22 protein-coding genes are annotated in these 24,650 nt (G+C 41.9%); 15 read left to right on the forward strand and 7 right to left on the reverse strand.

The annotated features are described in order from the left end of the window. Nucleotides 1–50 precede the first annotated feature (50 nt). The 6 genes from fliG (at nt 51) to CH367_RS16085 (ending at nt 6,332) form a co-directional block, all read left to right on the forward strand. Nucleotides 51–1,064, forward strand: a complete 1,014-nt coding sequence (gene fliG / locus CH367_RS16060) for a flagellar motor switch protein FliG (protein ID WP_069605674.1) — start codon at nt 51–53, stop codon at nt 1,062–1,064. Between the two features lie 66 nt (nt 1,065–1,130). Beyond that, a complete protein-coding gene (locus CH367_RS16065; protein ID WP_100763510.1) occupies nt 1,131–3,371 on the forward strand; it encodes an adenylate/guanylate cyclase domain-containing protein in 2,241 nt (746 codons plus the stop codon). 50 nt (nt 3,372–3,421) lie between these two features. Further along, nucleotides 3,422–3,907 carry a hypothetical protein gene (locus CH367_RS16070; protein ID WP_244284602.1) on the forward strand — a complete coding sequence of 162 codons (486 nt, stop codon included), beginning with the start codon at nt 3,422–3,424 and terminating at the stop codon, nt 3,905–3,907. Beyond that, nucleotides 3,879–5,093 carry an LIC10025 family lipoprotein gene (locus CH367_RS16075; RefSeq protein WP_100763511.1) on the forward strand — a complete coding sequence of 405 codons (1,215 nt, stop codon included), beginning with the start codon at nt 3,879–3,881 and terminating at the stop codon, nt 5,091–5,093. Before CH367_RS16070 ends, CH367_RS16075 begins: the two co-directional genes overlap by 29 nt. A gap of 170 nt (nt 5,094–5,263) precedes the next feature. After that, the gene (locus CH367_RS16080) at nt 5,264–5,968 is read left to right on the forward strand and encodes a urate hydroxylase PuuD (protein ID WP_100763512.1); all 705 of its coding nucleotides are present in this window, start codon (nt 5,264–5,266) and stop codon (nt 5,966–5,968) included. Nucleotides 5,969–5,972: 4 nt separating this feature from the next. Beyond that, nucleotides 5,973–6,332 (forward strand): c-type cytochrome, encoded by a 360-nt coding sequence (locus CH367_RS16085; protein ID WP_100763513.1) that lies wholly within the window; start codon nt 5,973–5,975, stop codon nt 6,330–6,332. Nucleotides 6,333–6,376: 44 nt separating this feature from the next. Here the strand turns inward: CH367_RS16085 and CH367_RS16090 are convergent, their stop codons facing one another. The 3 genes from CH367_RS16090 to CH367_RS16100 are packed head-to-tail and all read right to left on the reverse strand — an operon-like array spanning nt 6,377 to nt 10,185. Next, nucleotides 6,377–7,225 (reverse strand): inositol monophosphatase family protein, encoded by an 849-nt coding sequence (locus CH367_RS16090; RefSeq protein ID WP_100763514.1) that lies wholly within the window; start codon nt 7,223–7,225, stop codon nt 6,377–6,379. A 20-nt stretch (nt 7,226–7,245) separates the two neighbouring features. Further along, nucleotides 7,246–8,163 (reverse strand): LIC_10030 family protein, encoded by a 918-nt coding sequence (locus CH367_RS16095; protein WP_100763515.1) that lies wholly within the window; start codon nt 8,161–8,163, stop codon nt 7,246–7,248. Nucleotides 8,164–8,208: 45 nt separating this feature from the next. Continuing rightward, a complete protein-coding gene (locus CH367_RS16100) occupies nt 8,209–10,185 on the reverse strand; it encodes a beta-galactosidase (protein WP_100763516.1) in 1,977 nt (658 codons plus the stop codon). A 192-nt stretch (nt 10,186–10,377) separates the two neighbouring features. Here CH367_RS16100 and CH367_RS16105 point away from each other — a divergent pair, with 192 nt between their 5' ends. From CH367_RS16105 to CH367_RS16135, 7 genes are all read left to right on the forward strand, one after another. Beyond that, nucleotides 10,378–11,235 carry an Hsp33 family molecular chaperone HslO gene (locus CH367_RS16105; protein ID WP_100763517.1) on the forward strand — a complete coding sequence of 286 codons (858 nt, stop codon included), beginning with the start codon at nt 10,378–10,380 and terminating at the stop codon, nt 11,233–11,235. Between the two features lie 7 nt (nt 11,236–11,242). Continuing rightward, a complete protein-coding gene (tsaE, locus tag CH367_RS16110) occupies nt 11,243–11,812 on the forward strand; it encodes a tRNA (adenosine(37)-N6)-threonylcarbamoyltransferase complex ATPase subunit type 1 TsaE (RefSeq protein WP_100763518.1) in 570 nt (189 codons plus the stop codon). After that, nucleotides 11,809–12,489 (forward strand): tRNA (adenosine(37)-N6)-threonylcarbamoyltransferase complex dimerization subunit type 1 TsaB, encoded by a 681-nt coding sequence (tsaB, locus tag CH367_RS16115; RefSeq protein WP_100763608.1) that lies wholly within the window; start codon nt 11,809–11,811, stop codon nt 12,487–12,489. The genes tsaE and tsaB overlap by 4 nt, the downstream gene beginning before the upstream one ends. 5 nt (nt 12,490–12,494) lie before the next feature. Further along, the gene (locus tag CH367_RS16120) at nt 12,495–14,765 is read left to right on the forward strand and encodes a ribonuclease R family protein (RefSeq protein ID WP_100763519.1); all 2,271 of its coding nucleotides are present in this window, start codon (nt 12,495–12,497) and stop codon (nt 14,763–14,765) included. Nucleotides 14,766–14,851: 86 nt separating this feature from the next. Beyond that, nucleotides 14,852–15,358, forward strand: a complete 507-nt coding sequence (locus CH367_RS16125; protein WP_100763609.1) for a hypothetical protein — start codon at nt 14,852–14,854, stop codon at nt 15,356–15,358. Between the two features lies 1 nt (nt 15,359). Then, nucleotides 15,360–16,976, forward strand: coding sequence for a GMC family oxidoreductase N-terminal domain-containing protein (locus CH367_RS16130; RefSeq protein WP_100763520.1), 1,617 nt, complete (start codon nt 15,360–15,362; stop codon nt 16,974–16,976). 63 nt (nt 16,977–17,039) lie between these two features. Beyond that, on the forward strand, nt 17,040–18,542 hold the full coding sequence (locus tag CH367_RS16135; protein ID WP_100763521.1) for a tetratricopeptide repeat protein: 1,503 nt from the start codon (nt 17,040–17,042) through the stop codon (nt 18,540–18,542). A gap of 9 nt (nt 18,543–18,551) precedes the next feature. Here CH367_RS16135 and CH367_RS16140 read toward each other — a convergent pair whose 3' ends face one another. From CH367_RS16140 to CH367_RS16155, 4 genes are read right to left on the reverse strand one after another with little or no spacing between them, the layout of a single operon-like run. Continuing rightward, the gene (locus tag CH367_RS16140) at nt 18,552–19,262 is read right to left on the reverse strand and encodes a type I 3-dehydroquinate dehydratase (protein ID WP_100763522.1); all 711 of its coding nucleotides are present in this window, start codon (nt 19,260–19,262) and stop codon (nt 18,552–18,554) included. A gap of 5 nt (nt 19,263–19,267) precedes the next feature. Continuing rightward, a complete protein-coding gene (locus CH367_RS16145) occupies nt 19,268–20,236 on the reverse strand; it encodes a KpsF/GutQ family sugar-phosphate isomerase (protein WP_100763523.1) in 969 nt (322 codons plus the stop codon). Then, nucleotides 20,220–20,759 carry a UpxY family transcription antiterminator gene (locus CH367_RS16150; protein ID WP_100763524.1) on the reverse strand — a complete coding sequence of 180 codons (540 nt, stop codon included), beginning with the start codon at nt 20,757–20,759 and terminating at the stop codon, nt 20,220–20,222. The genes CH367_RS16145 and CH367_RS16150 overlap by 17 nt, the downstream gene beginning before the upstream one ends. Beyond that, a complete protein-coding gene (locus tag CH367_RS16155; RefSeq protein WP_100763525.1) occupies nt 20,743–21,222 on the reverse strand; it encodes an LIC_10042 family TonB-like protein in 480 nt (159 codons plus the stop codon). The genes CH367_RS16150 and CH367_RS16155 overlap by 17 nt, the downstream gene beginning before the upstream one ends. Nucleotides 21,223–21,411: 189 nt before the next feature. Between CH367_RS16155 and CH367_RS16160 the strand changes: the two genes are divergently transcribed. Both CH367_RS16160 and CH367_RS16165 read left to right on the forward strand, forming a co-directional pair. After that, complete coding sequence (locus tag CH367_RS16160; RefSeq protein WP_100763526.1) at nt 21,412–22,632, forward strand: DUF445 domain-containing protein; 1,221 nt, start codon at nt 21,412–21,414, stop codon at nt 22,630–22,632. Between the two features lie 277 nt (nt 22,633–22,909). Beyond that, a complete protein-coding gene (locus tag CH367_RS16165; RefSeq protein ID WP_100763527.1) occupies nt 22,910–24,607 on the forward strand; it encodes a methyl-accepting chemotaxis protein in 1,698 nt (565 codons plus the stop codon). Nucleotides 24,608–24,650: the final 43 nt, after the last annotated feature.

Genomic DNA, 24,650 nt, shown 5'->3' on the forward strand with positions numbered 1-24,650 from the left:
GTTGAAATGCCTCATTTTAACCGATAGGATTCTTACAGGTAGTCTCGGGCGTGCTGAATAAAAAAACAAACCTAACCGGAAGACAGAAGGCCGCGATTTTTTTGATCGCAGTCGGAAGCGAAGTTTCTTCCGAAATTTTCAAGCATCTCCGGGAAGACGAGATCGAACAGATCACGTTCGAAATCGCGCGTCTTGACAAGATCACACCTGAGGACAAAGAAAAAGTCCTAGTCGAATTCAACGAGCTGATGATGGCTCAGGAATTCATCTCGAACGGTGGTATCGACTTTGCACGGGGTCTTTTGGAAAAGGCCCTCGGAAATCAGAAGGCGATCGACATCATCAATCGACTTACTTCTTCTTTGCAAGTAAGACCGTTCGACTTTATTCGAAGAACGGACCCGCAACACTTATTAAACTTTATCCAGAACGAACACCCTCAAACGATCGCTTTGATTCTTTCCTATTTGGATCCTCAGAAGGCTTCGAACATTCTTTCCAACTTACCGCATACGATTCAGGCGGAAGTAGCGAAACGAATCGCAACGATGGACAGGGTCAGTCCGGACGTACTCCGAGAAGTGGAACGGGTTCTTGAAAGAAAACTCTCCACTTTGGCGTCAGAAGATTATACTTCCGCCGGTGGTATCGATTCCGTGGTTGAGATTTTGAACTTGGTCGACCGGGGAACGGAAAAGACGATCATCGAAGCCTTGGAAGAAGAGGATCCCGAACTTGCGGAAGAGATTAAAAAGCGAATGTTCGTCTTCGAAGATATCGTTCTTTTGGACGACCGTGCGATTCAAAAAGTTATGCGTGAAGTGGATAACTCCGATCTCGCGAAAGCGCTCAAGTCCGTGGATACGGAAGTTCAGGAAAAAATCTTTAAAAACATGTCGAAACGTGCGGCCAATCTTCTCCGAGAGGATATGGATTTTATGGGTCCGATCCGTATTAAGGACGTGGAAGACGCTCAGCAAAAAATCGTTAACATCATTCGTAAACTTGAAGATGCCGGTGAGATCGTCGTTGCCCGTGCCGGTGAAGACGAACTCGTTATGTGATCTAAATTTCCACTTTTGGAAAGAAATTTCTTTCGTTTTGAATCCTTTTCATTGGAATCTGGTTGCATGATTCGTGTCTTGAAACATATCACAATTTCCTTTATCCTTTTCTCCCTCTTGTCTTGCGGATATGATTCGAATCTGGAGATTTTGGATCTTACGAACGCCGATTGGCAAGCGACCCTTGGCAATCACGTAAAAACTAAATTAGAAAAATCGAATTCATCCTCTTCGTCACAGAACAAAAAGAAAAACAAGGAAAAAGAATCGAACGAACCCGAAAATTGGAAAACGATTTCCAATTTCCCGGTCGGCTTCAATGCACTCTTCGAAATACCCGAACAATCGGGTTATCACGACGTAACCGTTAAGGCCGATTTTTCCGTTTTCTCGGATTCTGCGTTCTTACGATTGCCGACCGCGCTTTATCTTCCCGACATCGGTGAAAATTGGGAACTTTACTTGAACGGAACTTTGATCCGTAACGAAAGATTTCCGCAAAATCTCGAAAGCACGGATTTAACTCCGGCGATTCGGAGATCCTTAAAGTCGGTAACGCTACCGATTCCTTCCGGTGTTTTGAAGGAAGGGAAGAATACGATCTTTCTCTACATAATCGGAGAAGCGAATCTAACGCCGTATGTTCAAAACGATCATTTCGGATTCTACCACGCGAGCGGTTATCGAATTTCTTCGTTTCAACAGATCTACGAATCCACATCCGAATACTTCGAAGTTTTTCTGTACGGGATATACTTTATATTCGGAATTTATCATATACTTTTCTACGTAACCCGAAGACAGGATTTGTATTATCTGTATTTCGGACTTTTTTCGTTCGTATCTTCGGTGTATTTCTTTTTCTCTTCGAATTTGATCTTTCAGAAATTCGTGAATCCAAATTCCGAAATCGATAGTTCGATCTTTTTTAGAGTGGAATATTCGTCTTTAATGTTGATTCTTCCTTCTTTTTTCTTTTTCTTGAAGGAATATTTTTATCCGAAGGAAAAACTGAAAATCATTCCGGCCATTTTTGTGACCTTTCTGGTAGGTTTGTTTTTCGTAGTTATGGTTTCGCCGTTCTCCTGGACTCACTTAGCCTTGAAGCTCTGCCAGGTTACGATGATTTTCTTTTTGTTTTATATACTGTTTTTTTCGATTCAAACAGTGAGAAAAAGAAAACCGGACGCGCGCAAGATGTTGGCGGGAATCGCGGGTTGTATCGTCTTTGCGGTTTGGGATTTGCTCGATTCGATCTTTAAGATCATCGGTCTTCATTATCCTTTTTTCAAGATCGCCTATTCGTTGTTTATCGTGACGATCATCAGCATTCTAGTGTCCAGATACATTCAACTCTACAAAGAAGCTCAACTTCTCAACAAGGAACTTTCTAATCAGAAGGATGCGTTCTATCGATTTGTTCCGGCCGACTTTATTCGTATCTTAGATAAGGAATCTCCCGTAGCGATTGCGATTGGAGACAACAAAGAAAAATCGATGACCGTTTTGTTTTCCGATATTCGAAATTTTACGAGTATATCGGAAGCGATTCAACCTAGTCAAACGATCGCATTCTTAAATTCTTATCTTTCCGAAATGGAAGACCTCGTTTATAGAACCGCGGGTTTTGTGGACAAATACGTGGGCGACGCAGTGCTCGCTCTTTTTGCGGACTACAACGAAAGAGTGGAAAAGGAAAATTTCAATTCTGCGGACAACGCGGTTGAGTCGGCGATCCGAATGGTAAGCGCGGTTCAATCGGGAAGAATGCAGGAAAATTTTTCGATCCCTTCTCCTTGGAACAATTTGGAAATCGGAATCGGAATCAATACCGGTTCTCTGATTTTAGGAACGGTGGGAAGTGAAAGAAGAATCGACACTACCGTGATCGGCGACGCGGTCAATCTCGCGTCCAGACTTCAATCCTTGACATCGCTTTATCAAAGTAGAATATTAATATCTCATCATACATATCTTCAACTCCATCGAATGAGCGAAATCGGGATGAGAATGATCGATACCGTTTTTGTAAAAGGAAGAAATCAGCCTGTGGATATTTACGAAGTATTCGAATCCGATCCCGAGGATATCAGGGAATTCAAAATCAAAAGCTCGGATCTTTTGACGCAGGGAATTTCGGAATACAAATCGGGTAAATTTGAAGACGCCTCCAAAATTTTTAAACAACTCTATCGCGAAGAATCCAGAGATAATCTTTCCAAGATTTATCTAAAACGCTGTAAACTTTATGCTTCCAAACCTCCGGAAGAGAATTGGGACGGAATTTTTCGTTTTCAAAACAAGTGATCGGCTTTCGAAAAAACCGCGGTTTACGTTTTACGGAAACGTTTTTAAAAATCGTTTTAACGATTTCGTTTTTAATAGGAAAAGTTTCGATTTTTGCTTCCGACCTTCCGGAGTTTCAACTCAAGGATCAAAGAGGAAAAATTCTCAGTTCAAAAAATCTAAAGGGAAAAACCGTAATCCTTTTGGGATGCTCTTATACAAACGTCGTTCTTTGTAGAAAACATGGCCGGAAGATCTATTGGAGAATGCAAAATCTAATCGACGAGTCCAAAGATTTCGTCGAGTTTATTGCATTTTTAGATCTCAGAAACGCGCCGGGAGAAGTCCAAACCTATATCGATGAAAATCGATCCAAAAATTACGAATCGATTTTTTTGGATTCAAAAGGCGTTTTATCCTCCGGAATTCGATCGAATTTTTCTTGGTTAAGAGTTTTTTCTGGGAACAAGAAATTACTTTTTGAATCTTATTATACGGAAGTGGACGATCGAACCGTTGACTCTCTTTATGAAATCATACGAAAACAAAGGAAATAAAACCCGTTATATCTTCTGCGTTTCGATCTGCTTTTTCCTTTTTCATTGTGTACAAAAAAAACCGCAACAAGCCGCGTATTGGAGAGAATATCTTTCCTATCAAAAAAACATAATCAACGAATATCCTGCCGGCGGTGTTCGAAACGCGTTATTCGGAAATCTTACCACCGCAGATGAATCCCTTTTACAAGAAAAAGACGGTTCTCTTTCGATCGATTTTTATCTTCAAAAAACGAATCACGGATTTCGAAACGTTCTAACCAACGAGAAAATCCCGCAAAACGTTCCTTATCAAATTCACGCCGAGTATCTTCCGTCCTCGTTTAAGGATCAAAAAACGTATCGAATGAAACGGAAAACGATTTCGATTCTTCCTTATTACAGTTACCTGGATTTTTTTCAGCACGTGGACCGACTTCAAAGTTTTTTAAAATCGAGTTCGACCGATTCGAGCAAGTTCGCATCCGCTTCGAGCGCACATCGTTTTCTTTGTACGGTTTCTCATTGTGATGTTGGCAGAATGGAGAATTCTTCCTGGCTTTTATATGAACTCGATGAATCCACCGAGGCCGCTTTTCCGCAGTTTTATAAACGATTCAATAAACTCTTAAATCAAGTTTCCTATCGAATCACGATTTTTAAGTCCGGTGAATTCTTAAACGGAATCGAACTTTATAACGAAGGAACTAAAACGTATCTTAAGATGCCCGATACGCCTTCGGGATATTGGAGCAAACCCGAAACCTTACACGTTCGAGTATCCGCTTTCATACAAGTTTACGGACTTAAAATCGACATTAGAAGTTTAGGATATAGATTGAAGTTCCATTCTTCCAAAAACTACGAAAAGATTACGGGAGAATTTTCAAAACTTCCTGAAAAGAAAATAAGCGGACGTTTTCTTCAGATCTTTCCGCCCGGCATGGTCAACTGGTTCATACCGGGAAACATGGAAGAATACTTCGATCTGCTTTTTCTTCTTCTTGTTGAAGGAAGTGATGGGAACGGAGGAAATCGATTCGAGTCTGAATCGTTTCGAAGCGGCGACAAGATGAAGGTGATTCTAAAATCCCAGGCTGAAATTTTTAGAGATCGATTCGCACCTTTCCGTTCTTCGAATGAAAAAGACGACGACCCTTCTTTCTGGGACTTCCTTCAGAAAATTCTAATGGAAGATCTTACTTAAAGTGCACTTGAAGTTTGCTCTTAAGAAGTGTATTTTATTTCCTCTTAAAAATTAGAATCTTTCTAAAGTGCTTGACTGAGCGTATAAATTCCAGGATTTATTTTTAGTTCTGGTGCTCGATATTTCTAGAGCGCACAAAATTATAATTCAATCGATGAATTGGAGGTATTATGGAAGGAATCGCTCTTTTTACAAGCCAAGGCTTGTATTTTATTTTTAAGTGGATCCATTTCCTCGCGGGAGTGGCTTGGATCGGACTTCTTTGGTACATTAACTTTGTACAAGGTTCTTTCTTCGCTGAAACCGACGCTGATACAAAGAAAAAAGCGACTCAGCAATTGGTTCCAAGAGTACTTTGGTGGTTTCGTTGGGGTGCGATGTTTACTTTCCTTAGCGGTTGGGCGATGATCATCTACGCAATCGTAAACGGAACAACTCTTTCAAGCGGTCAATGGCTTGCAGTGATTCTCGGCGGAGGATTACTCGGAACTCTGATGTGGTTCAACGTATGGTTCGTAATTTGGCCAGCGCAAAAAGTTGTGATCGCGGCGGCTAAAGGCGAAACTGCTGAAAACCCAGCTCCTCGCGCCGCAAGAGGTCTTCTTGCTTCTAGAACAAACACGCTTCTTTCGATTCCAATGTTGTTCTTAATGGGAGCCGCAAGAAATCTTCCGATTTCTTTCGACGTAACAAGCGCGGAAGCACACACGTTCTTAGGCGTGATTCTCGCGATCATCGTTCTAGTCGAAACCAACGCGTTAACCGCAACACCTGAAAGCGTGACTTTCAAACCGATCAAAACCGTGAAGGGCGTCATCCATTCCGGGCTTGTTCTTTCATTGATCATCTACATTCTTCTCGAGGTTCTCCTTTAAGTCGATGAGGATCATTGAAAATCGAGGCGGGATTTCCCGCCTCCTACTCGTTTGTTTTTCCCTACTTCTCTGTTTTGCAAATTGTAAAGAAGAGGAGAATCTTTCTCCCGAACAAAAGTTGATTTCTCAAGGAAAAGGTTTGTATGTTACGAACTGTTCCGCTTGTCACAACCAAAATCCCGCCGTTGACGGGGCGGTTGGTCCTGCGGTAAAGGGTTCTAACTTCGAATTGTTGAAGGCGAGAATCGTAAGTGGAACATATCCTGCGGGTTATACGCCGAAACGCACAAGCCAGATTATGACAAGGCTTCCTTTGAACGACGATCAGATTCGCGGTATTGAAGCGTTTTTAAACGCTCCTTGATTTAAAAAAGAATATTAGAAGTATTTAAGGTATTTCTAATATTCTTAATTTCTTCCGATGGAATCCCGAACGTTTCTCATGATGTCTACAATCTGAGAATGAATTCTTCCGTTCGATACGACCACTTCCGAGTTTCCGGAAAGAAAACGTTTTCCGTTAAAGTCCGTAAGTTTTCCGCCCGCTTCCGTAAGAATTACGGAACTCGCGGCGGTGTCCCAGAGTTTTACACCCTTCTCCCAAATTCCATCGAGTAAACCTTCCGCAACCCAACAGGTATCCAAAACGAAAGAACCGGTTCTTCTCATCGATCGACCGCAACTGATAAACGCGGTGATGTCGGAAATGACTTCGTTTAATATTTCCTTTCTGTTTGTGGGAAAACTCGGAACGAGCATGGAACGCGCAAGCGATTCCGTATTGGAAACGTCGATTCTAAGTCCGTTTTTAAACGCGCCTTGAGAAAGGATCGCGGAATATTTCGTATTCAAGCCGGGAACGAAAACAACACCCGCAACCGGTGATTCTCTGTGTTCGAGTCCGATCGCCACACAATAAAGTGGAATTCCTCGAACGAAGTTCATGGAACCGTCGATCGGATCCAAAACCCAACGAAAAGAATTATTTCCTTCGTGCTTATAGTTGTCTTCGGAAAGAATGGAATCGGACGGAAAATTTTGTCGTAGATATTCGACGATGAACTTTCCCATCATCTCGTCGGCTTTATGAATCTGATCCTTTTCTTCAGCTTCGGTTGAAAAGGCGAAAGTTTTCAAATCTTTCTGAAGTTTCAAAGCGGACTCGATAAAAATACCGGAGACGGATTGAACGGATTTGATCCTGCGTTTGACTTCCTCTAAAGGAAAATCAATGGGAGGGGCAAGTGGTTGGTCCATGGGCTTCTCTTCAAAAAAGATTACTTTCGTTTTAGGATTTTCCAGAGCATATTACCGGAGGGAGTTACGTCCCTTTCCGTTCCGAAAGAACGAAGCCAGTCGTGCAAAGGTTCCTGTTTTATCGAATCTATAGTCATGCTTTCCGTTGACAATAAAAGATCAATCAAATGCCGGAAGCTCTCGAATTGATTGAAAATTCTTTCTTGAGAACTTTCCAGAAATCTAGAGCTGATCGTATGAAGTTCCACGTCGATCGGTTCGAAAACCTTGCCGGGTTTCCAGATTTCTTTGTCTATGTTCAACAAAGAATGAATCGTGGATATCTGCTTAGAATAATCCACATCGTCGAAAAGCTCCGAGTATGTATGTTGGATTTTGTTAAACGAAGGAACCGTATCCACATCGACCATGAATTCTGTCTCTTTGTACTTTCGGGTCACGAAGTCGACTATGATTCCGTTCTTTGTCTCGAAGGATTCTAAGGGAAGAATTCTCGCTAAGAAATAAATTCTTTGTGTTCGGACCGAAGCGGTTTTCCCCTGCATGGGTTGTTTCACGATCATCGGGGTCGGCGCACCGCCCAGATAGGAAAGAATAAAACTCACAACAAAAACGAATTTCTTTTCCTCTTCACCCTCGCGTTTAGTGAAGGGAAGTTCCTTCACTAAAAAAAGGTGATTGGAATTCTTTTTGGGTTTTGCGATCGGAAGGACGTGACATCCGCCGATCAATTCGGGAATCAATTGTTCCGCTTGTAATAAAAATTCTTTCGCGGCGGAAAAGTCGACGCCGTAAACCGAAGTCGAAGGAAGAATAAAACTGTCTTCGAATTGAAGAAACGGCGCATGAAGATTGTCCACGAAAATATCGTGAGAACGGTTTTGTCCCGTTGCGGATATAAGAATCCGATTCAGTTCTTCGATTTGATTCAATTCCAAGGGGTTGTTACCGTTTCATTTTGTTAAGCGACATTAAGACGCCGTTCATTTTTTCTTGGGAAGAATTCTCACTTCGTAAGGATCCAATACTTTCAAGCCAGCAAAAGATTTCTTACCGGAATGATTGATAAAAATTTCATAGTTTTGTTCCCGCCCCGTTCTATAAATTTTTTCCACATTCGGTCCGTAAAAAGTGAATGGAATCTTCGCTTCCTTTAGAATACGACGATAGAGAAGTACGAAACTCAATGGCTCTAAGGAAGCTCCGACATAAATTACTCTTCCTTTCTTATAAGTATTTGCGGTGATCACGGGAGCGCCCTTGTAAAATTTCTTTCCGTCGGTATAACGAGCCCAAACTTCTGCCGTTGTCGGTTCTAAAATTTCGCAAATTTTGGAGCAGGTTCCGGGAAAAAAACGAAATCTAAATTTCACCTTTTGATTTCCTACGGCCTCGAATTTACGGACTTTCACTCCGGCCATTTCCGCAAACGGTCCCGGAATTTGTGAATCGTACATCCATCCGTTCAAATCTTTTGCGCCGGTTCTAAAACCCAAAACCAAGGTTCCACCTTCGCTCACGAATTCTTCCAGACGTTTGAACACCGAGTCGGTAACCATCGTATACATAGGCAATATTATGATTTTATAATCTTTGAAATTGATTTTGGATGCGGGACGAAAATGAGTGTTTACGTTTAGGACGTTCATACCCGAAAACCAAGTCGCCATTTCTATATCGTAACCGAGTTGCGACCAAGGAACGGGAGAGAATTTTAATCCGGTCGAAATCGGTTGATGTTTCCAGTTCCTTGCGTTTTCTATGTCATGAACGACTGCGACCGAGGCCGGAAATAATTCTTCCGTAAAGTCTTCCGCGTGCTCGTTGATTTCTTGAATTCCTTTTTGAAGTTCGAAGTAACGATCGGTTTTTTCCTTATCGTGATCCAATATTCCGTAACAAAGTTGTTCTTGGCCGAATCGCGCCGTTCTATATCTGAAAAAATAAATCGCGTTCGATCCGTGTGCGATGGAATGTTTCGTCCAAAGTTTTGTTTGTCCGGGAGCGGGAAGATAGCCGAGTAGATCGTGTCCTTGAAAACCGGAAATTTGTTCCATCACTGTAAAAGGAAGATTCTTTAAACCTCGATTGTATTGTTGCATCGCTGAGATAAAGGGATGTGGAAACGGCTCTTCTTGTTCACCCCAAGTCGGATAGTTATCCCAGGAAACGTAGTCGAGATACGTTGCTAGTTCCGCCATATCAATGATCGGTAAAAACGGAGAAGGATATAGATTGGTTGTCAGAGGTCTTCCCACCGAAAATTTTCTTAGGATCTGTGCTTGCAACTTTACGAAGTCGACGATCGTGTCCGAATGAAAACGATAAAAGTCTTGGATCAAAGAAGGATGAAAGTTACTCGCGACATGACGACCCGGAACCGGAATTTGATCAAAGGAATCGTAGAGCATTCCCCAGAAAACGTTTCCGTATGTATCGTTTAAGTTTTGGATCGTTTTGTATTTGTTCTTCAACCAAACACGAAATGCTTTTAAGGAAGTTAAGGAATGATCGATGTCCGATCCTTCGTGACCGATTTCGTTATCGATCTGCCATCCGATTACCGAAGGATGATTTCCGAAATGTTTGGCCATCGCCGTCACGATCTTAACGACCGCCTTTCTATAATTGGGAGAAGAGAAACAAGCCTGTCTTCTCGTACCGATCGTTCTTTGGATTCCGTCCCGTTCTTGAATTATGTCAGGAAATTTTTTTACAAGCCAAGGAGGAAATGTGGCGGTCGGAGTTCCAAGAATAGCGGTCATACCATTCTTACGAACCAAATCGAGGATATGATCGAAGAAAGAAAAATTATACTTACCTTCCTTGGGTTCCATCATTGCCCAAGCGAACTCGGCGAGCCGTACGGAATTTAAACCCATATCTTTCATGATTCGGAAATCTTCTTCCCAATCTTTTTTAGTCCATTGTTCCGGGTAATAATCGGCTCCGAATATCATTCCATTCTCCCTTTCGTTTCGGAAAGAGATTTCATCGAAGGCTCAATCTGAAAAGAAAGAAAACCTTAATTCCAGACTGTCTAAAAGAAAAAATACTGTATTTTCCGAGAAAGTCTGAGACGATACGAATGACGTAAATCGCCTCGTGTTTACCTGACTCGTATTTCTCACTTCTCGCCACAAAAGGACTCCATGCACAATCAAGACTCACTGATATACGGAATTTTACCGGATGTTCACTTCCGATATTCCGCCGCAGAAATTTCATATTCGGTGACTGCCGCGTCCAACTTGCACAACTTGGATGATCCGAATACGGAGCTCCTTGCGAGAACGATGATTGGTGCATTCTTTTTAGCGGATCAGGTCAAAGAAGATACGAAGGTCAGTTTGCAGATTCAATTCAACGAGGATTCTCCCACACATTCGGTGCTCGCTTACAGCGATCGCAAAGGGAGAATGAAAGCGGTTCTTCGTGAAAGACCCGAAGAGGACGTCGAACCCGGAAAGGTTATGGAAGAATATTCCGGCGTTCTGAAAGTGTTTCGTTGGAAAGACGGGGTTTGTATTTATCAATCCGTTGTGCCTTATTTAAACAAAAGTTTTGAGGAGAATTTTCAGAATTATCTGAACACCTCCGAGCAAATCACTTGTTTTGTGACTCTTTATATCAGGAAGAACGGATTTCACTGGGACGTGAGAGGAATTCTTTTGCAATCCTTACCGGAAGCAAAGGAAGAACACATTCAAAAAGTTGCAAGTCTTTCCGAACAGATCAACGCGAACGTGGACGAGTTTTTAGGAAAGGACGTCTACAATTGTTTGAATAAAATCGGAGAATCAACTCGTTCCGCGGTTCAAATTCTCGAAGAAGGACAACCCGAGTTCCGTTGCGATTGTTCCGAGGGTAAAATCAGGGAGTTGATCCAAACCTTGGGAAAAGAAGAGGCGATGCAGATCGTGGACGAAATCGGAATGATCGAAGTCACCTGCGAATTTTGCACATCGGTTTATCGTTTTGAAAGAGAAAAGGTAAGCGAATTATTTTGAGGAAGAATTGGAAATAGAATTTCAGAATCTCAAGCTGGAAGAATTAGATAAACCCGCCGATTTTATTGCGTCTTTGATCGTCTCCTCTTTGGAGCAAAATCTTCATCCCATTTTTTTATTTACGGGTTTGATGGGAGCCGGTAAGACAACGTTTACTTCGAGATTGGTGAAAAAAATCTCACCAAACGCAAATGTCAATTCTCCCACTTACACTTTGATCAACGAATATCCGATTCCTTTGAATGCGAATCGGAATTCTTCCGGATTTGATTCTTCATCGAATACAGAATCGAATTCGGAAGAATTAAAGTTCTATCACTTTGATCTTCATCGTCTGAAATCGCCCGGCGAGCTGGAAGATTTAGGATTCGAGGAAATCTGGGGGAAGGCCGGAGTTTCCATCATCGAATGGTGGCAAATCGCAAAGGAAGATTTGGAAATTCTTCCTTTAAAAATCGAAGCCGTGTTCGAAACGGTTTCCGAGGAAGAAAGAAATATCACATTCAAAAGTTCCGATATAGAAAAATTTCCGGCACTAAAAAGTATTTGGAAAGAATCAAAAGGAAATCCGGTATGAAAAAGATTCTATTCTTCGACGCGACAAATCAGTGGATTATCGTAGAATCCTTTTCTCTAAACGAAACGAACGAGCTCGAAACGGTTGCTTCGTATTCCGGAATTCATCCCAGGGAATCCTCGAAACTCCTCATCCAAGAATTGAGAAACGTTCTTCAAAAATCGGATTGGAAATCACCCGATTTGATCGTAAGCGCGCTTGGTCCCGGTTCTTTTACGGGTCTTAGGATCGCGGTTGCGACCGCTCGAAATCTTTCCCAGCTTTGGAGAATTCCCGCGATCGGTTTTGACAGCTTGAACGTTTATACTTCGTTCTATTACGAAGAGGTCGGAGATCCGGTGCTCGTCGGAATCGAGGCGAAACAAAAAAAAATTTATTTCGGAATGGAAGATACGCGGGGATTTTTCGGATCTATCGATGTAAAACCGAACGAGCTCTTGGAGAAAATTCCGGAAGATCGTTTACAAGCTTTCTTAACCTCGCAAAAGTATTCGGATAATCCGGAATTCTTTTCGGGAAATTTAATATTAGAAAATCTTCCTTCCGCTTCGGCGATTCTGAATCGAAACATCGATACGATTCGGGAAGCTCTGGAATTTCCGGATCGATTTCCATTTTGGAAACTCGCGCCGAACTACATACGTGGAACATACGTCGACGATAAGTCAACGGTTTAGCAATTATGAATATAAAGAAAAAACAAACAAAACAGAAGAAGACTTCAAAACCTCAAACAACATCAAAGAAAACCTTTCAAAAATCCGATCGAAGCAGAAACGATAGAAACTCCGGCAGATCCGAAGGATTTCGAGAAAACGAAATCGGAAAAAAAATCCTGAAATATCTCCAATCCAGAGCGGGTTCCGTAATTCAGTTCAAGGATCTCAGCGCTAAAATTCTCAGAGAGGAGAATCAAAATTCTTACGGTAAAAAAAGGGAGAAGTGGCAGTTTCAAGAAAAGGAAAGGGAAATTTCCGAAACGTTGCGAATCCTTGAAACCGAAGGTTTGATCGAATTAGAAAAAAAGAATATCATCGTCAATCCGAGTCAGAAACTACAAGGAACGATTTCCATCAGCAAACGTGGAGACGGTTTCGTAAAACTTCCTTCCGGTATGGAAATATTCGTTCCGGGTCAGTTCGCACAATCCGCGATTCAAGGCGATCTTGTCGAAGTTCAACCGTACGGAATCGGTAAAAAAGGAAGACTCGAAGGAGAAGTCACAGAGATTCTCAGACGGGGTCGCGATTTGTATCGTATGATCGTAACGGAAAAAGATCCGAAATTTATTTTCGGAAAACTTTTGGATATCGACGGTGAAGAGAAAGAAGGTTATTTGCTCCGCAAAACCATTCTTACGGATCTGCAAGACGAAATAAAATCGGGCGACGTTCTTGTGGTAAAACTTAAGGAAGAAACGGAACACGAAAGAAATTTATACGAGGTTCAATTCCTTCGTTTCGAATCGGATACCAAAGAGGATTTGGATCTGATGAGAATGCTGATGAAATTCAATTACAGCATTCTTTATCCGGAAAACATTACTCTCGATCTTCCCGAAGAAGTGGAAGAGAACACAGTGGACGATTGGGCTTCCCGGGTCGATCTTAGGGATTTAAAGTGTATCACGATCGACGGAGAATATTCGAAGGACTTCGATGATGCAATTAGCTTCGTAGAAGAAAAAAACCGAATTCGTTTTTACGTTCACATCGCCGATGTTTCGCATTACGTTCGGCCGGGTACGGATTTGGACGAAGAAGCGTATAACCGCGCGACTTCGGTTTATTTAGGAAGCCGGGTCGTTCCAATGCTTCCACCGGAGTTATCCGAGAATCTTTGTTCTCTCGTTGCGGGTAAAAACCGTCTCGCCTTTACCGTCGAAATGGAAGCGGATTGGAAAGGTAAAATCACACACGCAAAGTATTATAAAAGTGTAATTAAGGTGACGGAACGATATACTTACAATCGCGCCGAATCCGAAATTCTTTCCGGAGATTCTAAAAACTGGATTTTTAGAATGAACGAATTCGCGAAGGTCTTGAGAGCAAAACGCGTCGAAGATGGAAGGGTCGACCTGAACTTAAAAGAAAACAAGGTCGTCACGGATTCGGAACACAATGTCGTCGAAATCGCCGTTCAAGACCGTTTGCAGGCGCATATTCTGATCGAAGAGTTTATGCTTTCTGCGAACATTAAGGTTGCTGAATATATCCGAAAGAAAAAACACCCTACCCTTTATCGGGTTCACGAACCGATGAACGAGGAAAAACTCGAATCTCTCAACGCTTTCCTACAACTCAACGGAATCAAAACCTTACTCAAGGATTCCAGCTACGAAGCGATTCGCGTCGTTCTGAAAGAATTGGAAGGAAAACCGGCCGAAAGATTGTTCAACATGTTTCTGTTGAGAACCTTTATGCAGGCGTATTATTCCGGCGAACATCTCGGACATTGGGGATTGGGTTTCGAGGATTATTGTCATTTCACTTCTCCGATTCGAAGATATCCGGATTTGGTTTGTCATCGGGTTTTACAAAACATTCTTTTGAGCAAAAAACCGGTTTATACCCCGGAAGAAATGGTCACGTCCGGTCTTCATTGTTCTCATCAGGAACGAAAAGCAACGGATGCGGAACGAGATTATTATAAACTCAAGGCTTGTCGTTATCTGGAGAAAACCGGAATCAAAGAATTCTCCGCGACGATTACGGGTTGTAAGCCGTTCTTGATCTTTGTGGATTTGGAAAATCCGATGGTGGATGCTTGTTTACTTTCTTCCGAATTTACGGACGAAGGTGAGATTCGTTTGGAAACGGACTTTTCATTCTATTCGAAAAAGTATTCCAAGATTTATACTTTGGGAGATAAGATCGAAGTAGAACTTGATCGAATCGATTACGAAGAGATCAAGATCTTTGTGAAAATGAAAAAATTCCAGAAGAAAGTATAGACAAAGAAATTCATTTCCTATATTCCTGCAGAACAGTTGTTATATATAAAACCGAAGTCGTTTTAAGCGGCAAGCGGGAGGTGAACTTGGATTTGTTTCTGCAGGAGCCGATTCCTCGGAGTCGTTTTCTTAAACTAGGTTTAAAATTCTTAGCCGTAACCGCGTTTGTTCTTCCTGGAATCAACGCGTGTTCAAGCGGTCCCATCCCTCGACTGAGAGGTTTGAAAGAGGATCATTATCTTTCCTTCAAATCCTTAGGAGAGGTTTTCCTCAAAGACAATCCTCTTCCCGATTTCGATTTGGGTGTCGCAGTCGATGATTATATCTACGGTCATCCGACTCCGATCGATACGGAAGACGTTCTTCTTTTACTCGGAATGATTCCTTCCTCCAGTCTTGCGGCACTCGCGCTCGATTTTTCTTTCAAGCCTATGACTTCGTTAACGGTGGAAGAAAGAGAGAAACGTTTATTGTCTTGGAAAACTTCTTCACTCGGTTTGAAACGGGGAGCGTATTCGATCATGAGACAGATCGCATTCTTCCTCGTTTCAAAAGATAAAAGAATTCAAAAATTAGCGGGATACGAGGGATAAGATGGGCGGAATTCCAGCGGCGAATGATAAGATCATCACACCGAAAAAGCATAAGGAAATTATAGAAAGAGAAAACATCAAAAACGGAACCTGGGAATTGAAGGCCGACGCGGTCGTAATCGGTTCCGGTGCGGGCGGCGCGGTTGCGGCGGCGACTCTTGCGAAACAGGGATGGAACGTCGTTTTGATCGAGGAAGGTTCTTACTTTACTCCGGCTCAATTTACCGGGGAAGAATTTATGTCTTCGGCAAGATTGTATCGAGACGCAGGCTTTATCATTTCGGAAGAACAAACTCTGAGTATTCTTCAGGGAAGAACGGTCGGCGGTTCGACTACAGTGAACTGGCAGACTTCCTTATATCCGCCCGATTACGTAACTGCGGAATGGGACAAACGATTCGGTTTGAAAGGATATTCCAGACAAGAAATGGATCCGTTCGTTTCTTCCGTTCATGAAAGATTGGGAGTTCATCCGGTTCCACAGAATCTGATCAACGCGAATAACAACACTTTGATGAAAGGCGGAAAGGCCTTAGGACTTCATCCCGAAGTTCTCAATAATAACAACAGGGGTTGTATCGGTTTGGGAAGATGCGGACTCGGTTGTCCGATCAACGCAAAACAATCGATGTTTTTGACTTACATCCCGGACGCAATCGAATCGGGTGCGACGGTGATCGCCAACATGAAGGCTCAGGTCATTCACGACGGAACTACGAAAGTTGTAGTCGCGGATTTTACTCCCGATCCTTACGAAAAGGCTCCCGATGTAGTCATCAAGAAGTTAAAGGTTTCCGCGAAGGTTGTCGTCGTAAGTGCGGGTGCGATCGAAGGTCCGGCTCTTTTACAAAGATCAGGCTTGGGCAACGATTGGGTGGGAAGAAATTTAAAAGTACATCCTACAAGTACGATCTTCGCCATTTTTGACGAGAAGATCAATATGTTCTCCGGTCCTCCTCAATCCGCTGTGATCAAAGACGGTCACAATCAAGACAACACGGGTTATGGATTTTGGCTCGAAGTCGCTCCGTTCCGTCCTACGTTAGCCGCTTCTTTGATTCCTTTTTACGGAAAGAAACAATTCGAACAGATCGAAAGGTATTCGAACATGAGCGCGGGAATCGTTTTGGTTCGCGACGGTGCGGACGGCGAAGCAAACGCATCCGTCAAATGGTCCTTGGGAAGAAGAAAGGTTTATTTCGAACTTACACAAGGCGACGGAAAGAATATGCTTCGCGGTTTAAAAATGTTGGCCGAGGTACAAGTAGCCGCGGGCGCAAAAGAATTGATCTTTCCGTTCCCCGATATGGAAACTCCCCTTGCGGTGGATCGTAATTCTAAGTTTGATTGGATTCTCGAAAAGAAATTCAATCCGGGAAGTTTACTCGTAGGTTCGGCGCATCCGCACGGATCGATTCAAGCGGCGGATTCTCCCGAAAAAGGAGCTGTGGATCCGAGTTTGGAATTGTATGGACACAAAAATATTTTTGTGATCGATGCTTCCGTATACCCAACGGGTCTTTCGGTCAATCCTCAGATTACGACCATGAGTTTGGCGCTTCGGGCTTCGGAAGTGCTTGCATCAAAAAGGCAGGAAAAATTAGGAAATTTATTATAAACCGGTTTGGAGAGGAGTTGTAAATTCACTTTTAAAAAAGACTTCCTCTCCAAAACTGGTCCTATGCGCTTCAGGATTCTCCTTTTTTCGGTTCTTTTGTATTCTTCCACAACTTCGTTGTACGCGGATTTGAAGGAAGGTAAGAAGGCTTATGCGAGAAAGGATTTTTCCAAGGCCATGGATGAATTCCAAAAGTTCAACGATGCAAATCCGTCTTCGGGAGAAGCGTGGATGTACATGGGTTACATCTACGAATACAGAAGAGATTATCCGAAATCCATTCAAAGTTTTAAAAAAGCGGTCGGGCTAAACTTACCGAAAAAAGATTTAGTTAACTGCTATCAAAAGATCATTCTCTATTTCAATTATCAAAGGGATTATCACGAGGTCATCGCGTATTCCAATCGTTTGTTGAGAATCGATCCCGATCTTTCTCATATTCAAAAAATCAGATCCACCGCCGAGGAAAGACTTTCTTCAGGTCATGTGGTTCATCATAAACCGAAGAAACAAGTCGAAGAACCGGAAAGTTCCGGTCCCGATTCGGAAGAGGATTATCTGAAAATTCTCAAGAAAGATCCAACGGACGAATCGGCTCGTTGGAATCTTTCTCTGATCTACGCGAATCGAAAAGAGTTTCAAAAAGCGGAAACGCTTTTGGAAGGACTTGTTAAGGATTTTCCCGAAAAGCAGGATTATCTTTACAAGTACGGAGTGATTCTTATCAGAATCGAAAAATATTCCGAAGCCTTGCAGGTTTTGGACAAACTCGAAGACAAGATCGGAACAAATAGTACGAAAATGTTATATTATGCAAATCTAAACCAAGCGGTTGCGTATCACAAGATGAAACGTTACGAAGAGGCCGCGAAGTATTACAGAAAATCATACGCCGCGAACACGACGGTTCAACCTTTGATCGGATTGACAAAACTCAAATACGAAGTAAAGGATTGTGAGAACGCGATCAAAACGGCGGAGAAGGCGCTTGAATTCGGAGAAAAAACGCACGAGATCCGGATGTATTTGGCCCTTTGTAAAATTCAGAACAAGGAAGAAACCGAAGGTTATACGATTTTAAAGGAAATCGCTTCCAAGCTTGAAAGGGAGAATCCCGATTTTAAAAATCTTCCGGACGTTTACAACGACGGAATTTTGAAACTCGCTCGTTATTATACCAATCACGGAGAATACGAAAAAGCGCTTCGTTATTTTCATTCGGTTCAATCCTCCGAAGAAGAAGAAAGAGAATATCGTTTTTATCTCGGGAAAGCTTACTATTACACCGGAAAGATCGATCAGGCGATTCTTCTGTTAGAGAAAGTCGGAGGTTCTTCGGGAGCGTACTATCTATTAGCAAAATGTTATGCGAATAAGGACGATCTCGAAAAAACCATGGAATACATTCGAAAAGCCGCAAACATGAAACCCGCAATCTGGGCCGCGGCCGCCGAAGAAAAAGAATTCGATCGATTTAAGGAAAAATCCTCGTTCAAATCTTTTTTAGAATCCAAAGGTTCCGATAAGGAAAAACATCAGGATTCTCAGGCTTCGGACAAAACCTGAATTTTTACATCAATCTTGATTTCTAAGTTCGAGTAGAGAGTTTATATCGACTTGTCCCGGCGCTTTCGGTTCCCTTAAACAACAATACGTAAAGATAGAACCGAAGGAATCGGGAAACACTCTTGAAATTACGCCCATCTCACCCATACAAATTCCGGTTAAAAACACATTCAATTTTTTGAATTCGTTCGCAATCTTTCTAAAAGAGGAAAGAAATTCGGTAAGTTCAAAAATAGAATTCGGATAAACCGCAAATTTATAAATCAAAGGAAGGGTTCCTCCGTATTTTTTGGCTCCGGCTAAATACGGATCTTTTCGAATCCAATCTTCGACTTCCGATTCCGATAAAATTCCGTCAAACTTATGAACGGATCGGATTAAACCGAAACCTTTCTCCGTATGAGAATCGAATATACCGTTGGGGCGATTCAATTCCAAATCGAGATAATGATCTTTAGGATCGAGTTGCGAAACAATCGAGTTAAAATCGAATTCGTTTTCTTTCGCGGACGCGGTTTGATCCGTGTCTCCAGCTTGTCTATAAGTGAAAACACAACGAGCGTTTAGGGCCTTGATTTTATCGGGAAGTTTTTGAGCGATGCTTTCGGGAGAAAAAAGATCCAAACGGATTTCGATCCAATCGCAGTTCGGATGTTCTTCGAGAGAAAAAAATTCATTCTCACTTACTGTAAGAACGATTTTAAATTCCCGCGGGCTCATAAATCTTAAAGACCTTTTTGTAAAAGATCGTGGATGGAAACGATTCCGATCAAACGTTTCGAATCGTCGACGATCGGCGCCACTGAAATCGGATTCGGTCTGGATTCCATCTGTTTTAGAACTTCATAAGCGTTGGTACCCGCTTGGAACGCGGTAGGATTCGGATTCATCAATTGTTCCGCGGTGATTGAGGAATCGAGTTTTCCTTCTTTCAATTTTTTGCGAATATCAAAATCCGTAATGATTCCTAAAAGTTTACCGGAAGAATCCGTAACTCCGGTAGCGCCTTGTCTTTTAACGGTGATTTCCGTGAGTATGTCTTCCAACTTCGTGTTCGGAGAAACTTTTGCGAGATCCTTGTCCTTTCTCATCACGTCGTCGATCTTCAAACTCAGACGTTTTCCGAGTCTTCCAGCAGGATGATAAAGAGCAAAGTCCTCTTTTTTAAAATCCTTCAATTCCATCAAACACATCGCGATGGCATCGCCTAGGATCAATGCGATCGTTGTGCTTGAAGTAGGGGCAAGCTCAAGAGGACAAGCTTCTTTTAAAACCGGGGTAATTAATACGACATCGGATTCTTTGGCGAGTCTGGATTCTACGTTAGCCGTCATCGAAATCAATTTCGCTCCGATGTTTTTGATCGTCGGAATCAGATTGAGTAACTCTTCGCTTTCTCCCGATTTACCGATGGCGATCACTACGTCCTCGCCGGAAATGATTCCAGCGTCACCGTGTGCCGCGTCTGCGGGATGTAAAAAAACCGAAGGTGTTCCAGTGGATGATAATGTGGAGGAGATTTTTTTACCGACATCGCCGGATTTACCGACACCGGTTACGATCAGTTTTCCTTTGGATTGGAGAATGAGTTCGATCGCGTTTTTGATCGAAGGATCCAAATTCTTTCTGAAATGAAGAATGGATTCTATCTCCGTATCGATCGCCTTTTCTATCTTTTCAAAAATTGGATCCAATGTTTTCCTCCAGTTTTAACGTTTTTACATCGAGTGTCACTGAAGTCATCAAATTCATTCCCGGAAATTTAACGACGATTTGTTCTTCATTTTTTCTTTGAATGATCTCGGCTTTAAATCCGGTAAAAGGTCCTTCTTTGATGAGAACTTTTTTGCCCGGAAGAAGTTTTTCCTGAATCTGAACTTGAATTCGATCCGGATACGTTTCCAAAAAACTTTTCACAAGACTTAGGTCTTCGTCCGGGATTATATATGGTTTTCCAACATAGAAAACGAAATGATGTGCGCCGGGCAATTGAAGAACTCGGATCTTATCCTTGATGAAGGAAATTTTTACGAAGATGTACGAAGGATACATCGGTTCTTCGATTACCTTCCAGCGATCCGACCACTTTTTCTTTTTAGAGATCAAGGGGAGAAAACATTCGATCTTTCTTTCTTGAAACAATCGTTTGAGCTTTTTTTCGGCTCTTGGATTGGTATAAAGAGCATACCATTCGTTTTCTTCAGAATTCTCTTTCATCTACTTTAAAGGAAACCGGAATGATCAGGTTTGTTCCCTCGTTCAAATCGAATTTCCAAGTTTTCAGCGCCCTATGAAATTCGACCTCAAAGATCGAATATCGGCAAGGTTGAATTGTCCTTAGAATTTCTCCCTTTCCACCAGAATTTATTCTCACTTCCCAAGAACAATCCGATTCCAGTCTTTGATCCAAAGCTCCTTGTGGAAAGTGGATTTCATTCTTAAATTTTTCGATTTCTCTTTCGATCGTTCCTTCCGAGTTCGCTTTCTCGGAAAGGGTCGGATCGGAATTTTCACCGGATCCATCTTGGGCAAAACTCAAAATGACGTTCGGAACGTTTCCCTTTTTCAGAAAAATCTTAAGATCCTTCCATTGAGAAAAATCGAAGAATGGAATAAAAACAAAAAGGAATATTAGAATATGTAGGAAACCGGAAATGAGAAACGAAAGCCGAACACTCACAAACCCATTCTTTTGAATTCTTTTAAAAGGGCAATTCGATCCCAAAGAAAAGCGGAATAAAGTTTTCGAGCTTTTGAAAGATCATTAGCGTTTTATAACCTAACGCGCGGAATAAAAAGAGATTGTCCGTTTTCCTTTTGAGTTTCACGTTATCGAAACTCTTAAGGGATGTTATAAGGAACGGAAACGATGGACTGGATTCACGCACATAGGCAACTCACCGAAATTATTTCCATTCTATTTACTTGTTCCTTTGTGGGTTGGATAACCAATTACATAGCCGTTCAGATGATCTTTTATCCGAATGAGTTTATCGGAATCGGTCGGTTCGGATGGAAAGGAATTATACCGAATCACGCGATCAAGATGAGTTCTCTGATCGCAAAAGTTTTAACTTCGAAAGTGGTTCGCCCATACGAGTTGTACGAAAAAGTGGACCCGCATCAAATCAATGATTCGGTTCGCGACATCATCAAAGAAAAATCAAGAGAGATCGTTCACGATATTCTCGTGGCGGAGAATCCAACACTTTGGTCTTTGCTTCCCGATACGATCAAAGACGATTTGGAAAAAGAAATTAGAATCGAAATCCCGAAACAAATCGAACAGATTTATCAATCCTTCGGAAAAGAATTGGATTCCGTTTTGGAACTGGAAGAGATCATTCGAATTTCGTTAAGCGGAAGAAATACAAAATTTCTGGTCGAAATGTTCGTTCGATGTGGGGGACCCGAATTCTCCTTTATCATAAGATCCGGCATCTACTTCGGATTTTTAATCGGATTGATTCAAGTTTCCTTTATCGGTTTTTTCAATCAATGGTGGACGATGCCGATTATGGGAGTTTTAGTCGGTTATTATACGAATTGGCTCGCGATTCTAATGATCTTTCGTCCTTTGCAACCTAAGAAATATTTATTCTTCAAATATCAAGGGTTGTTCTTAAAAAGACAAAAGGAAGTTTCAAAGGAATTCGCAAAAGTGATTTCTTCCCGTGTGTTTAACGCTGAAAATTTAATCCGACTTATCTTTTTAGGAAAAGGCGGCGATCTTATCATTCAACTGGTAATCGAAAAAGCAAAAACAATGACGGAATCGAAATTAAAAGAAAAAGCCCCGTTCGCTCCGATGTTTTTAGGATCTCAAAAAATAAACGAACTCAAAGTAAAAATTGCGGATCGATTGATCTGGATCATTCCTCAAGTCGCAGACCGCATTCAAGGCTATCTGACGGATAGTCTGCAAATCGAAAAAACCGTAGCGGATCGCTTGAGCGTTTTACCGCCGGAAGAATTCGAATCGCTTCTTCATTCCGTTTTCAAAGAGGACAAAACTACTTTGATCGTTCTCGGAGCATTGTTGGGCGGATTTGTAGGTTTGATTCAAGCGTATCTCGTTTTTATGTCTTAATTCATTCAAGATAGGAAATCGGATTAGAATTCAAAGAATTGCATCATAAATTTATAATATAGATTCTTATCCTTTAAGAGTCAGAATAATCATTCTGCCCTACTTAGACTCCGGCAATCGTAAAGACAAAGGCTTATATTAGTTTTTTATTGAACGTCGCTCGTTGATTTTTGATAATATGATCGAACGATAGAAGATAACGTCTTTTTGATCGTGATTCAAAATTTTTCTTTTAACTCTTGGGCCTTATTTTCGGATGTAATTGATAGAGGTTTCCATGAGAAAAAATCTCCCCGTTACAAACAAAGAATTGGAGATTCCTTTCAACGCGGTTTTAATTTCCCGAACCGATATAAAGGGAAGAATTTCCTACGTAAGTCAGGATTTTGCTGACATCAGCGGTTTTCCCGAAAAGGAAATGTTAGGCGAACCGCACAATCTCATTCGTCATCCCGACGTTCCTTCCGAAGTTTACCGAGAAATGTGGGAAACGATTCAAAACGGAAATCCCTGGAACGGAGTCGTCAAGAACCGCGCAAAGTCGGGAGATCACTATTGGGTCGACGCGACCATTACTCCGGTAATGAGCGAAGGCGCCGTCGCGGGTTATATGTCGGTTCGTAAAAAAGCGACTCGAAAGCAAATCGAAAGAGCCGAGATTCTTTTTCGCGAATTGAGAAATACCGATTCCATATCTTGGAAACTTAAATCTGCGGTTCGCGCTTTTTTTAAGAAGCTCGGACTTTCCGGAAAAATCATCACGTATGCGTTGCTTGTTTTCGTTCCTTTGTTGTTTGCAAATTACGAATGGATTCAAAACGGTTTGATATTCTTACCCATTCTAGGAGTGGTTTGTGGAACGTTCGGCATTCTTCTTCTGATGCGAACGATTTTGAATTATCGAAAAGAGATTCGGGAAATCATAGCGATTCAGAAAGAAATCGTTTCAGGAAATTTTTTAACCGAAATACCGGCCAGAAGAGGAAACTCGGAAGTCACTGAAATACATTCAAGTCTTCGTGTACTTGTAATCAGCGTTTGGGGTTTGCTCGTTCAAATCAAAGAAAACTTTGAAAAGAACAAACAACTCTATCAATATCTTTCCGAGTCAACGGAGCAATTTCAATCGCGAACTCATACACAAGCCGCATCCGTGGAAGAAACCGCGTCGGCTTCTCAAGAATTATCTTCTACATTAGACGAAATCGTAAAATCGATTCATCTTCAGTCTTCGGGATTGACTGCGATCAACGACGGTATCGGAACGGTGAACGAATCGATTCAAAATGTCTCCAGATCGATGGACAATCTTTCGCATCAAACTTCTTCAGTAAAACTAAAGGCGTCGCAGAGCGAGGAGACTTTCGGAAGAGCGATCGTCGCGATGGATGAAATCAAAGAATATTCGAACGGGATTTCAAAAATCATCGGCATCATCACTTCCATTTCAGAAAAGACGAATTTATTGGCGTTAAACGCATCAATCGAATCGGCAAGAGCAGGTGAAGCTGGCAAAGGATTTAGCGTCGTCGCGGAAGAGATTTCAAAACTCGCGGATCAAACGCGAAACTCCATCAAGGATATCGTAACTCTTATCAGCAACACAACGAAGGCAGTCGATTTCGGCGCGGAAAAATTTCAAGAATCGTTATCCATCGTCAAAGAACTCACCGATTATATCGGAGACGTAAATTCTTCGGCGACGATCGTAACCGCTTCCCTATCGGCTCAAGCGGAGAAGTTAGGTGAAATTAGAAAAAACACCGATCAAGTCAATCGACTTGGAGAAACTGTGAACGAATCTTCCGGATTTCAGAAAACCGCTTCCGACGAAATTTCTCATTCGATGCAAAGTATTGCCGATAGTTCCGAATCGATTGCGAGAACTTCGGAAGAAATCAAACACGTCGTGGATGAATCGGTTTTAAAAGCGGCAAAACTACAGGAAATTTTAAGACATTTTAGAACGTCCTAAAAGACCGTAAATTCTCTCGGAAATAAAAATTCTGCCGATAATT

Origin of the sequence: Leptospira barantonii, from assembly GCF_002811925.1 — a bacterium.
Taxonomy (GTDB): domain Bacteria; phylum Spirochaetota; class Leptospiria; order Leptospirales; family Leptospiraceae; genus Leptospira; species Leptospira barantonii.

Coding starts and splice junctions, on each gene's coding strand:
- CH367_RS16085 (WP_100763513.1), top strand. CDS start 5,973: ATGAGGATCATTGAAAATCGAGGCGGGATTTCCCGCCTCCTACTCGTT.
- CH367_RS16100 (WP_100763516.1), bottom strand. CDS start 10,185: ATGATATTCGGAGCCGATTATTACCCGGAACAATGGACTAAAAAAGAT.
- CH367_RS16160 (WP_100763526.1), top strand. CDS start 21,412: ATGGACTGGATTCACGCACATAGGCAACTCACCGAAATTATTTCCATT.
- CH367_RS16065 (WP_100763510.1), top strand. CDS start 1,131: ATGATTCGTGTCTTGAAACATATCACAATTTCCTTTATCCTTTTCTCC.
- CH367_RS16165 (WP_100763527.1), top strand. CDS start 22,910: ATGAGAAAAAATCTCCCCGTTACAAACAAAGAATTGGAGATTCCTTTC.
- CH367_RS16135 (WP_100763521.1), top strand. CDS start 17,040: ATGCGCTTCAGGATTCTCCTTTTTTCGGTTCTTTTGTATTCTTCCACA.
- CH367_RS16140 (WP_100763522.1), bottom strand. CDS start 19,262: ATGAGCCCGCGGGAATTTAAAATCGTTCTTACAGTAAGTGAGAATGAA.
- CH367_RS16105 (WP_100763517.1), top strand. CDS start 10,378: ATGCACAATCAAGACTCACTGATATACGGAATTTTACCGGATGTTCAC.
- CH367_RS16080 (WP_100763512.1), top strand. CDS start 5,264: ATGGAAGGAATCGCTCTTTTTACAAGCCAAGGCTTGTATTTTATTTTT.
- CH367_RS16090 (WP_100763514.1), bottom strand. CDS start 7,225: ATGGACCAACCACTTGCCCCTCCCATTGATTTTCCTTTAGAGGAAGTC.
- tsaB (WP_100763608.1), top strand. CDS start 11,809: ATGAAAAAGATTCTATTCTTCGACGCGACAAATCAGTGGATTATCGTA.
- CH367_RS16075 (WP_100763511.1), top strand. CDS start 3,879: ATGAAATCATACGAAAACAAAGGAAATAAAACCCGTTATATCTTCTGC.
- CH367_RS16120 (WP_100763519.1), top strand. CDS start 12,495: ATGAATATAAAGAAAAAACAAACAAAACAGAAGAAGACTTCAAAACCT.
- CH367_RS16130 (WP_100763520.1), top strand. CDS start 15,360: ATGGGCGGAATTCCAGCGGCGAATGATAAGATCATCACACCGAAAAAG.
- CH367_RS16150 (WP_100763524.1), bottom strand. CDS start 20,759: ATGAAAGAGAATTCTGAAGAAAACGAATGGTATGCTCTTTATACCAAT.